We start from the raw sequence: 12,362 nt of genomic DNA, 5'->3' as shown, positions 1-12,362 counted from the left end.
CCGTAGAATATTCCGTAGTTTTTCTATTTTTGTGCTACTAATATATATTTGAAATGTCTGAAACTGAGAATCGACAGCCTAAAAACATAAAGAATAATCCGAAAATTATGAAAGCCTGGGCTGTATATGACTGGGCAAATTCTGTTTACTCCCTGGTTATTACCTCTACTATTTTTCCTATTTATTACTCTATCCTTACCACTGCTTACGAGAAAAAAGAATATGTGGCAGAAACCAAAACATGGATTGATGTTCCGGTAAGGCATATGATCAGAATTTTCGGAGAAGAATATCAGCCGGATGCAGTGTATGGATATTCCCTTACCATATCATTCTTTGTTGTAGTATTACTTTCTCCATTTTTATCTTCATTAGCAGATACCATTGGAAATAAAAAGTCTTTCCTGCAGTTTTTCTGTTATCTTGGAGCAACATCTTGTATGGGATTGGCCATGTTTACGGGAATGCATAACGTATTTCTGGGGCTTTTATTCAGTATTACAGCCAGTGTCGGTTTCTGGGGAAGTTTGGTGTTTTACAACTCTTTCCTTCCGGATATTGCCACACCGGACAGACAGGATGCTCTTTCTGCAAGAGGGTATGTTTATGGATATATCGGTTCTGTAGTTTTAGTGGTAATCTGTTTGGTATTGATTCAGGTTTTTGCCAAAGGGGCAGCTCAGCAGTTACTGTTTACAAGAATCAGTTTCCTGTTAACAGGAGCGTGGTGGTTCGGTTTTTCTCAATATACATTCAAGCACCTTCCTCAGTTTGGAGATGTGAAAGATAAACTTCCTAAAGATTTAGTGCTTTTGAACTATAAGAATATCTTCAAAAGACATGAAGAACAGGGTGGCTTTTTTGAGGTATTTAAAGATAATCTGAGCTTCTATAAAGATATTGCAAAAGAAAGTTTTCACGAACTCTTTAAAGTAGGAGGAGAGCTTTTTAAAGATAAAAACCTGAAATTCTTCCTGTCAAGTTTCTTCTTTTACAGTGTAGGAATGCAGACAATTTTCCTTATGGCAACTTTATTCGGAAAGAGTGAGATCAATCTTGCTCAGGATAAACTGATAGGAACCCTTTTGGTGATTCAGATCGAAGCGATCATCGGAGCCGTTATTTTCTCAAGATTATCCAAGAGAATTGGTAATAAAAATGTTATTTCAATTGCCATCATCCTTTGGATTGTGGCTTGTCTTTGGGCTTATTTCCTGAATAAAGAAAACCCGACCGTTGAATACCAGTTTTATGGAGTGGCTGCAGTAGTAGGTTTGGTAATGGGTGGTCTTCAGGCAATGTCCAGATCTACTTATTCAAAATTACTTCCGGAGAACTCAATGGAGAATACTACTTACTTCAGTTTCTATGATGTATTGGAGAAAATTGCCATTATTATCGGAACATTTATCTTTGCAACATTGATCGAGCATTTCAATAATATGCGTATTGCAGCATTGTCTATGACCATATTCTTTGCCGCAGGATTGATTTTAATCAGATTCCTGAAGGTTAAAATGAGAAAAGACAGAGAAACATTATAAAATTGAAAGACGTTATTTTTAACGTCTTTTTTTTATTTTAAAGAATAAAAAACATTTATTAAGCTTTTTGGTTGAATTTTGTTATATAATTAGTATAAATATTAGAATATAGCGGTTGTTTTTCACTATGTGTTGATTTTTTTTGTTTATTTGTAAAAATGATAAAATTATCAAAATCATGAAAAATTTTCTATTAATTTGTTTTTTGCAGTGTTTTGTGCTGAGTTTTTCTCAGAATTTAAAACCGGTCGCTCAAAAAGTTTTAGAATTTCATAATCGAAAATCAGAATTTAAAACGTATGACTTATTTGAAACGAATAAATCTGCAGATAAAACAGCCGAATACAAAAAAGCAGCAACAGACATCACTGTAATGTCTTTAAAATCTGCAGAATTAAAAAGATTAATCAAAGATAAACCTGATTTTATTGAAATTTCTTTTCCTTTTGATGATGGGAGACAGATCATTGTTGAAATGTACAGACATCAGATCTTAACCAGCGATTTTAAAGTAATTACAGATAAAGGAACAACCGTAGAATATACGCCTGGAGTTTATTATCAGGGAATAGTAAAAGGAGATAATGCTTCTATCGCAGCCTTTAGCTTTTTCAATAACGACATTGTTGGAGTTGCTTCCACCCCTGAGTCAGGAAATATAGTGGTAGGAAAAGCTAAAAATTCTGAAGATTTTGTAAGCTATTCAGATTCTAAGTTAACAGGATCTAATCCGTTTGCCTGTGATGTAGACGGGCTGAAAGAAAATCAGGTTCAGAGACCTGTCTTTACACCGGATAATACTAACAAAAAAACAGATAATTGCGTAAGGATCTACTATGAAGCAGGTTATGGTCCTTATACCCAAAATGGGAGTAACACTACCACTACCACCAACTGGGTTACCGCTATGCATAATAATGTTTCAACACTTTATGCCAATGAGAATGTTAATGTAGCATTAAGTGAAGTTTTTGTCTGGACTACCACCGATCCTTATACAGGATCACCCGGCACAATTCTGAACCAGTTTAGAACCACCAGAACCACTTTTAATGGTGATTTGGCACAATTATTAAGAAACCCTGCCACAACAAGTATCGCATATGTAAATTCATTATGTACCGATTACAGATATTCTTATTGCGGTACGAATTTTAATTATCAAAATGTCCCCACTTACTCATGGAATATAGAAGCTATGACCCATGAACTCGGGCATAATTTAGGTTCACCACATACTCACGCCTGTTTCTGGAATGGAAATAATACAGCTATTGATGGCTGTGGACCAGCTTCAGGAAATAATGAAGGATGTACCGCAGCTCTTCCTCCGGCAGGTGGTGGTACCATTATGAGTTACTGCCATCTGGTAAGCAGCGTAGGAATTAATTTCGCAAATGGCTTTGGTGTGCAGCCTGGAACATTGATCAGAAATACCGTGGATTCAAAAGGATGTCTTGGTACCAATTGCATAGCATCATGCCCTGCATCAATTACCAATTTTACAATTACCAATATCACACAGAACTCTGCAAATGCAAATTTTACAGACGTAAGTTCATCATCATGGAAATATAAATTAACTACAAGTAACGGAGCGCTCGTATCTTCCGGAAGTACCAATACACCTTCTTTTAATTTTACAAACCTTCAGCCTGCCACTTATTACAGACTAAATGCAGGCACAAATTGCAGCGGCCCTAATGCATTCCAGCTATCAAAATTGTTTTTAACTGATGGAGCATGGTGTGACGGAGTTCAATTCTTGGACACAGGAGGCTCAGCAGGTCAATATGGAGATAATGAAGAATTAGTAAAAACATTCTATCCAGCGTCCGGTTCCTCTTTAACAATGACGTTTACTGCATTCGATCTTGAACAAGGCTATGATTATATGTATGTGTATAATGGGGCTTCTACGGCTTCACCATTGTTTGCCAATGGAAATAATTTGAGTGGAAATACTATACCAGGTCCGTTCACATCTACAGATCCTTCAGGAGCAATAACAGTAAAATTTGTTTCAGATGGAGGCGTTACAGGAAATGGATGGAATGTAAATTTCTCTTGCAGCGTTTTAGCCGTAGAAGATATCAATCACCCAAATAATTCAATAGACATTTATCCGAATCCTGCCAAAAATATGATAACGGTGTCTTCAAAAGAAAGATTAAGAGGATATAAGATTTATGATGAAGCAGGGAGGTTGATCATTTCTGATTCTTCTCTTAAAGGAAATAAACAGGAAATAAATCTTTCCTCAATTCAGACAGGAAACTATGTTATCACCGTGGAAACAGAAAAACAAACCATCAATAAAAAGCTGATCAAACAGTAATTATAGGACGAATCTTTGCAAAAGCCTGATTTTATCAGGCTTTTTTCGTATCTTTATATAGAAAAAATTCGGCCTGAGTTTTGCTTATATTCAGAGGAATAATTTTTAACTTTGCAAAAAGATTTATTGTCAATATGACCAACCCTTTATTTTATGCAAAAATAATCCTGTTTGGAGAATACGGAATGATTGAAGATTCCCAGGGGCTTGTTGTACCTTACAGCTTCTATAAAGGAACTTTGAAATTTTCAGATTTGAGTTCTGATTTTGAACTTAATTCCAACAGACATCTGCAGAAGTATTCTGAATTTCTTACAGCACTTGATCTTTCCGATAACTTTAAGCTGGATATTGATAGCTTTAAAAAAGATATTTCAAACGGACTTTTCTTTGATTCCAATATTCCTCAGGGATATGGAGTGGGAAGTTCAGGAGCCTTAGTCGCTGCTATTTTTGAAAAATATTCAATCAGTAAGCTGAATCCTGAAAACATTTCAAAAGATAATCTTAAAAAATTAAAAGCTGTTTTTGGGGAAATGGAAAGCTATTTCCATGGAAAAAGTTCAGGAATGGATCCATTGATCTGTTATATGAATCTGCCAATTCTTATCGAAAATAAAGAAAATTTAGACAGGGTAAATATTCCGGAAGGAGAAGAAGGAAAAGGAGCTATTTTCCTGATTGATTCCGGAATGACCGGCGAAACAGGACCTATGATTCAGATTTTCTTTGAAAAAATGAAAACAGAAGGTTTCCGAAAAACCCTGAAAGAGGAGTTCATCCGTTACAACAACGCATGTATCGAATCTTTCCTTAAAAAGGACATGAATCCATTCTTCAGAAATCTTAAGAAGCTTTCTCACTGGGCTTATGAACATTTCCGTCCTATGATCCCTGAAAGTATATTTAATATCTGGAAAAAAGGGCTGGATTCCAATGCTTATTATCTGAAACTGTGTGGTAGCGGTGGAGGCGGCTATATCTTAGGATTTACCAAAGATTATGCAAAAGCTGAAAAAATGCTTGACGGCTTCCAAAAAGAAGTGATTTACAGATTTTAAACAGATTGGAATGAATTCTGAAAAAGAACCTTTCCAATCTAAAAACTATTTATCAAAATCTCTATTTTACAGATTTTCACAATTCGTGGGCTTTCTCCTCGGAGCACGTTTTTTTGTAGCAGCTCTCCTGACGTTTGCTCTCTATGTTTCTACTTTTTTCCTGTTCAACCAGGATGAATCTTTCAGAAAATTTGTTTTCGATTTTAAAGTACACGGTATTATTTTTTGTACCGTTCTTACTATTCTGGCAGGCGGTATTATCAACCAATTTTACGATCTGGAGAAAGATCATGTAGTAAAACCTTTCAGAACACGGGTTCAGAGCTTTATCAAACAGAAATATTTTCTTTATGCCTATCTGGCGCTCAGTGCTATTTCTTTAGGCATAGCCTGGATGATTTCTCATAATGTATTTGCTTTTTTTGTAGTTTATCAGTTCTTTATGTGGTTTTACAGCCATAAACTGAGCAGAATATTGATCCTGAATAATCTTACATTTGTCAGTCTCACTTTGTATCCGTTCTTTGGAATGATGGTGTACTACGAAACCTTTTCCAAAAAGGTTTTCCTGATGGCTGTCTTTCTCTTTCTTATCCTGCTCTGTATTGATATTGTGAAAGATACTCTTACCAGGAGTGTAGATAAGGCTTTCGGATATACTACTATTCCTAATTATTTTAAAAGCAGAAATACAAAAATCATTCTGACATCTTTATTGATAGTTACTATGGCAGTTTCAATGAAGATTATTACAAAAACCGGCATCACCGGGTTCATGGCTTATTATTTTGCCGGAGGGCTTTTTGTCATGATTGTATGTATTTATCTCCTTTTAAAAGCTTCAAGAAGAAGCAACTTTCTCACATTGAATGTATTAAGGTTCTGGGTTTTTGTCGGAATCATTGCCATGCTGTTAAATGGAATAGAGCATAAATTGTAAAAAAAATCTTTAAATAAACTGAGGTTATTATTACCTTTGCATAACTAAATTTAATAAATAGGAATGCCCATTTTTAATGATACTAAAATTGCATTTGCAGACAAGTCTGATGCACAATTGAGAAAGGCTTACTGGATGTTTAAAATGATTGAACAACCAGCTCTTACCAGCCTTGGAACATCTGTTCTGAATTTCACAGTACACAACAATTTCCCTTTCGTTACCGGAATTGTAAAAAATACCTTATTTGCACAGTTCTGTGGTGGTGAAACCCGTGAAGAAAGTATGAAAGTGGTGAAGCAGCTGTTCAAAAGAGGAGTTGGAAGTATTTTTGATTATTCCATTGAAGGAAAAGAAGATGAAGAAACTTTTGATGCGGTTTGCAAAGAAATCAAGGACATTGTAAGATTCTCAGTAGGAAATCCGGCGATTCCCTTTATTGTGTTTAAGCCTACTGCTTTTGGAAGAATTGATCTTTATGAAGCTGTTGGAAAAGGGGCTGAGCTTACTACCAGCCAGAAAGAAGAATGGGAAAGAGTGGTAAAAAGATTTGATGAAGTATGCAGTCTTTGCCATGAGCATGATAAAAAAGTAATGGTAGATGCTGAAGAAACCTGGATGCAGGATGCAGCAGACCACCTTTGTGAAGAGATGATGGAGAAATATAACCAGCAGAAACCTATCGTCTGGAATACCATCCAGATGTACAGAACCGGAAGACTGGAATATATGGAAGCTCATCTTCAGAGAGCAAGAGAGAAGAATTACTTTATTGGTTACAAGATCGTACGTGGTGCTTACATGGAAAAAGAAAGAGCCAGAGCAGCAGAAAAAGGATATGCAGATCCGATTCAGCCAACCAAAGAAGCGTCAGATAAAAATTATAATGCAGGAATCGATTTCGTGATGGATCATTTGGATAAGGTTTCAGCATTCTTTGGAACTCATAACGAAATCTCTTCTGAGCTGATTATGGATAAAATGAAAGCAAAATCTCTGGAAAGCGGTAATCCTCATGTATATTTCGGACAGCTTTACGGAATGAGTGATAATATTACTTTCTATCTGTCAGATAAAGGCTATAATGTGGCTAAATATCTTCCATACGGACCTGTAAAGGATGTTGTCCCTTATTTAACAAGAAGAGCTCAGGAAAATACCTCTGTAGCCGGACAAACCGGAAGAGAGCTTGGACTGATCAAAAAAGAATTGGAAAGAAGAAAGAAATAATAATATTGTTCTTAATACATTTAATTAGACCTGCAGTTTTGCAGGTCTTTTTTTATGGCAATTAAAGGGGCTGAATTGTATGGTCAATTGATAATAATCAGGGTAATCATCTTATGAATTAATTATATTTTAAAATAATTTAATTTTTATTGCTGATTTTATTTTAAATATTTATATTTGATAGAGTCATAAAAAAACGTATAACTATATCCTCATTTACTATTATGCTTCTGTCTTATGGCAGAACCTTTCCAGTACACGAATCAACTTTATTATAGGTAAATTTTAAAAATAAAATAAAGCAATAGCTTTAGTTTTCTTCTTCAAATATTTTTTAACCTGATCATTTTCTTTGGTCAGGTTTTTTTTAAGGCTCAAAACTTTCGAATTTTCCATTTTCGTAGAAGAGAACGATACGTTTTATTTTATTTTGCTGATTACCAAATAGTTGGCCTAATATATGATCGCCGGAATTTTCTAATCGCTGAGAATCCGATATTTTTTCCTGAGCTTTATCCTTGGCGGGTATAAACGATTCTCCGGGACTTGATTTTGGAGCCTCTGTTTCCGTTTCATCACTTCCAAATTCATCGTCATCTTTCATCATGGTAAAAAGATCGGGTAGTGGAGTCGTTTTTATTTTCTCTTCTTCAGTATTCTCTTCGCTAATTTCTGATTCGGGCAGTTGAGATTTCAACATTTCACCTTCACCGGTAACCAGCCAGTCCCATAGAAGTTCAGGGAAACGGGATTTTATTTTTATGATAAATTCAAGAGACGGTTTGTTTCTTCCTGATGTGATATGTGAAATGGATGAACGCTGCACATCAATCTCATCAGCAAACTCGGAAGGAGTAAGACGAGAATACTCTATAATTTTGGAAATTCTTTCATTTAAACTCATAAAAATAAGCCTTTAATTATTTTACAAATGTAACTCTAATAATTTACAAATGCAAAACACAAATGTAAATAAATGAAAATATCATCTGTATACATTTGTAACTTTAATTTAATTGTTTTCAAATCAATAGATTATACTTTAATTACAATTGTATTTATTTAATATGATAATCTTATTCAGTATATTTCTGTAACCATCTTTGATGGAGTAACGAATCATTATTTTACTTAAATATTAGTTTAAAATTGTAAATTAATGCTTTATTGCATGATATTTTGACCGTTAGATCTCTATAAAAATGCGATTTACATTATTAAACTACTAAACCTACTCCAGAGAGTAGGTTTATATTAAAATCTTCATGAAAATACACATAGAACTTATTATGTTTGATGACAGTTTTGTAAATTACCGATGTAAATGCACTATTTTAAGCCCCTATTAAGCTCAATTTAAAGGAAAACGCCTTCCTATTAAGCAACTAATTTTTTGTAAGATTAAGGCTCTTAAAAAAAGTGTTATTTGAATAATTTTCTGAAGGGCATCTTGTTTTTTACTCATTTTACATATGTATACATTACTAAACAACCTGGTTTTCCACAATTTTAATGTTTAATAAAATAACACTCAAATGCCTTTAAACAGCATTTTTCGCACTTCAAGTATTGTTAGAATTACTATTTATATAAATCTTATAAATCGTTGACTTTTAACATCTTATTTGTTAGTTATTAAATTATTCGCAATCCACAATTTTATCCACAGACAAAATGTCATTATGTACTGTTTGATAATGTTACAAGTGTTAACACACTTATTAAGTTTAAAAATGGAAATAATAAATGTTTGTAAATCGCAATTAAAATATTTGTCAAATGTAAATTCGTGGTTTTTAATAGTATTTACAAATGTTAATTTATGTTTTTGGCTAAAAATGGCTAAATTTGATTTTTGTAAACTATTCCTAAAATGAATTTTGAACAGATCTATTCTCAAAACCCCGATTTCTCAAATCGCTATATTTCCCCTGAAAAATTATTTTCCTATCTACAGACCAATCTCAGCGATTATATTCAGGAGATCGGAACATCCTATTTAGATAAACCTATTTATCAGTTAAGCATTGGTACCGGAAACATTCACGTATTAGCATGGTCACAAATGCACGGAAATGAATCCAACGCCACTCATGCTATGCTTGATCTTTTGGTAAGCCTTGATAAAGCTCCCAAAATGAAAGAAGACTTATTCAGTAAGATAACACTTGATTTCATCTTCATGCTGAATCCGGACGGATCTGAAAAATGGACCAGACTGAATGCAGCCGATATTGATCTGAACAGAGACTTTCATAATGAAGCAAGTAAAGAGATTAAATTCCTGAAAAAAGCAGCTGCTTCCAAAAAATATGATTACGCTTTAAACCTTCATGAGCAGAGAACCATATTTACTACTGATGGAATTCATCCTGCTACACTTTCCTTTTTAGCTCCTTCCGAAAATGTAGAACGTACCGTTACCGAAAACAGAAAAAAATGTATGGCAGTAATCGGAAGTGTTTATAACCATTTAAAAGAAATGATTCCCAACCAGATCGGAAGATATTCTGATGAATTTTATCCTACTTCTACCGGAGATAACTTTATTAAATCAGGAATGCCAACGATTTTATTTGAAGGCGGACATTTTGTAGATGATTATACGAGAACAGGAACAAGAAAATATTATACAATTGCTCTTTATTATGCACTGAAAGCAATCAGTGAACTGAACTCTGATAGTACAGGATGGGAAACTTATCTTGAAATTCCTGAAAACAAGGAAACGCATTATGATATTATTTACAGAAATGTAAAGCTGAATACAGAGCATGAATGTATTCTGGATATTGCAGTTCAGTACAGGGAGATCAAAGAAGAGGGGAAAAGTGAGATCTCATTTATTCCTTTTGTAATGGAAGCAGGAGATGTAAAACAAAAGAAAGGCTGGCTGGAAATAGACTGTACCGGAAAGAAATTTATTTCTGTCACTAAATATCCGAAACTGGATTCTGTGGTAGAATTTACAATTGAAGATTAAAAGATTTTAAATAATCTCCTCATACAAAAGCTTCGGCAGCCCTTGAGGGCTGCCGAAATTTTTTTATAACTAATTTCCAAAATTCAAATGGCTGTCCACTCATTTATAATGTTATTCAATAGGAATGGGCTTTAGCCCATTTAATTTAATGAATATTCAACCGGCTTTAGCCAAAACTTAATTTTAGAATGTGAATTCCTCTAAAGATTAGTTAACCACTTTAATTCCGTTCGCTACAAATCTGATTTCCTCTTTTGGTTCAGTGATAGCATCAATTTCAGACTGGGATTGTTTAGCATCTTCTGCATAATGTTTCTGCTCATTTACAGAAATTACTTTTCTTTCTGCATTCCCATCCAATACTACATTTTTTCCTTTTAACGCTGTAGGTACAAAGAAAGCATAATCTTTCATTTTTACAAAAAACTTAGAATTATCTTCGGTCTGGATGGTAAGCCAGCAGCCTTTTTTGTCACATACGTCAGTCACTTTTCCTTTAATAGATACATTTTCAACTTTTTTGTTATCTTTTTTAAGCTGCTTATTCAATTTATCTACGGTGATCGCTTTGGATTCAGCTGATGAAGTTACTTGACTGCCATAAGTATCACCTACCAATGCTTTCCCTTCCGGAGGTCCGGATTGGGCAAATGCTAGCGAAGAACCTGTTAAAGCGGCTGAAAATAATAAAACTTTAAATTTCATGTTTAATATTTTTCTCAAAAATACTAATTAAAATTGAATCATAAAGGAATAAAAAATGATAAAAAACAGGTGTTTTGATGAATTTTTAACAAAATTGAAAATGAAAGGCAGATTTGATTATATTTGATCCCTATACTTGACTATGCAAAAAAAACTGAAACTATGGGATGCCATCATGCTTGTGATGGGATCTATGATCGGAAGCGGGATCTTTATTGTAAGTGCTGATATGATGCGAAACCTGGGATCAGGATTTTGGGTGATTATCGTATGGGTAATTACAGGAGTGATGACCGTAGCTGCTGCCATAAGCTATGGAGAACTGTCTGCACTTTTTCCGAAAGCCGGAGGACAATATACTTACCTGAAAGAGATCTTCGGTAAAAGAATGGGATTCCTTTACGGATGGGGATTGTTTACCGTAATACAAACCGGAACAATTGCTGCCGTAGCAATGGCTTTTGGAAAATTTACGGCCTACCTGATTCCCTCATTAAATGATGCTGCACCTATTTTCCAGAGTGGTGAATTTAAAATTACATGGATACAGATTCTGGCGATTGCCGTCATTGTTTTGCTTACCTATATCAACACCAGAGGAGTGGAAAGCGGTAAAATTCTTCAGAATATTTTTACAGGTTCCAAAATTATTGCATTATTGGGTTTGATAGCTGCCGGTTTTATATTGGTAGACATTTCTCATTTAGCAGAAAACTTCAGCTGGGGAACAGATTCTTTCAATAACCTTAAAAAAGATTTGAGTGGTAATTTCCTTAAAGAAGGCTGGGAACCCATAGGAGGAATGACTCTGTTAGGCGGAATTGCTGCTGCAATGGTAGGTTCTGTTTTCAGTTCTGTAGCCTGGGAAAGTGTAACATTTGTTTCAGGAGAGATTGAAAATCCTAAAAAAAATGTAGTAAAATCAATGATTTTCGGAACTTCTGCCGTAATGATCCTTTATATAGCAGTAAACTACGTCTACTTAAATGCATTAGACAGAGACGGAATTGCATTTGCTGCCAACGACAGGGTAGCAGTTGCTGCCTCTCAGAATATTTTTGGAAGTGCCGGAACCATTATTATTGCTTTACTGGTTATGATCTCCACATTTGGGTGTAATAACGGATTGATTCTGGCAGGAGCAAGAGTTTTTCAGACCATGGCAAAAGACGGAATGTTCTTTAAATCTGCAGAAAAAAATAATAAAAATGAAGTTCCTGAAAATGCACTTTGGATGCAGGGAGTCTGGGCTTCTATTCTATGTTTAAGCGGACAGTACGGAAACTTATTGGATATGATTTCTTTCGTGATCGTTCTGTTTTATATGATTACGGTTTTTGGAGTTATCTATTTAAGAATGAAACAGCCGGAACTGGAAAGACCTTATAAGACATGGCTTTATCCGGTAACACCTGTTATTTACCTTGTAATCGGAACTTGTTTCTGTATTCTATTGCTTATTTATAAACAGCAGTATACATGGCCCGGCTTTGTTTTGGTGTTGCTGGGACTTCCGGTATACTATTTTATCAATAGAAAAAAAGCAAATACTTAAAATAAA

General features: G+C 34.6%; 9 protein-coding genes. 7 read left to right on the top strand and 2 right to left on the bottom strand.

What is annotated here, in order from left to right; translation table 11 throughout:
* Positions 1-53 precede the first annotated feature (53 nt).
* The 5 genes from C8D70_RS02360 (at position 54) to C8D70_RS02340 (ending at position 7,113) form a co-directional block, all read left to right on the top strand.
* Entirely contained in the window at positions 54-1,544 is a 1,491-nt protein-coding gene (locus C8D70_RS02360) for an MFS transporter (RefSeq protein WP_076594595.1), read from the top strand.
* A 178-nt stretch (positions 1,545-1,722) separates the two neighbouring features.
* Positions 1,723-3,882: a M12 family metallo-peptidase gene (locus tag C8D70_RS02355; protein ID WP_228407959.1), complete on the top strand. Its 2,160-nt coding sequence runs from the start codon at positions 1,723-1,725 to the stop codon at positions 3,880-3,882.
* Positions 3,883-4,016: 134 nt separating this feature from the next.
* Positions 4,017-4,943 (top strand): mevalonate kinase, encoded by a 927-nt coding sequence (locus tag C8D70_RS02350; RefSeq protein ID WP_076594596.1) that lies wholly within the window; start codon positions 4,017-4,019, stop codon positions 4,941-4,943.
* A 10-nt stretch (positions 4,944-4,953) separates the two neighbouring features.
* Entirely contained in the window at positions 4,954-5,883 is a 930-nt protein-coding gene (locus C8D70_RS02345) for a UbiA family prenyltransferase (RefSeq protein WP_110366259.1), read from the top strand.
* 63 nt (positions 5,884-5,946) lie between these two features.
* Positions 5,947-7,113 carry a proline dehydrogenase family protein gene (locus C8D70_RS02340; RefSeq protein ID WP_076594598.1) on the top strand — a complete coding sequence of 389 codons (1,167 nt, stop codon included), beginning with the start codon at positions 5,947-5,949 and terminating at the stop codon, positions 7,111-7,113.
* A gap of 367 nt (positions 7,114-7,480) precedes the next feature.
* On the opposite strand, the gene C8D70_RS02335 is transcribed toward C8D70_RS02340, so the two are convergent.
* Entirely contained in the window at positions 7,481-8,017 is a 537-nt protein-coding gene (locus C8D70_RS02335; protein WP_110366258.1) for a helix-turn-helix transcriptional regulator, read from the bottom strand.
* 969 nt (positions 8,018-8,986) lie between these two features.
* Between C8D70_RS02335 and C8D70_RS02330 the strand changes: the two genes are divergently transcribed.
* Positions 8,987-10,096 (top strand): M14 family zinc carboxypeptidase, encoded by a 1,110-nt coding sequence (locus C8D70_RS02330; RefSeq protein ID WP_110366257.1) that lies wholly within the window; start codon positions 8,987-8,989, stop codon positions 10,094-10,096.
* Positions 10,097-10,303: 207 nt separating this feature from the next.
* Here the strand turns inward: C8D70_RS02330 and C8D70_RS02325 are convergent, their stop codons facing one another.
* Complete coding sequence (locus C8D70_RS02325; RefSeq protein WP_076594602.1) at positions 10,304-10,801, bottom strand: DUF4920 domain-containing protein; 498 nt, start codon at positions 10,799-10,801, stop codon at positions 10,304-10,306.
* A gap of 142 nt (positions 10,802-10,943) precedes the next feature.
* Between C8D70_RS02325 and C8D70_RS02320 the strand changes: the two genes are divergently transcribed.
* Positions 10,944-12,356, top strand: coding sequence for an APC family permease (locus C8D70_RS02320; RefSeq protein WP_076594603.1), 1,413 nt, complete (start codon positions 10,944-10,946; stop codon positions 12,354-12,356).
* Positions 12,357-12,362 lie beyond the last annotated feature (6 nt).

This window comes from Chryseobacterium sp. CBTAP 102, assembly GCF_003201365.1.
Lineage (GTDB): Bacteria > Bacteroidota > Bacteroidia > Flavobacteriales > Weeksellaceae > Chryseobacterium > Chryseobacterium candidae.
Note: the sequence above shows the minus strand (reverse complement) of the source record. Positions and strands in the feature narration are given on the sequence as shown.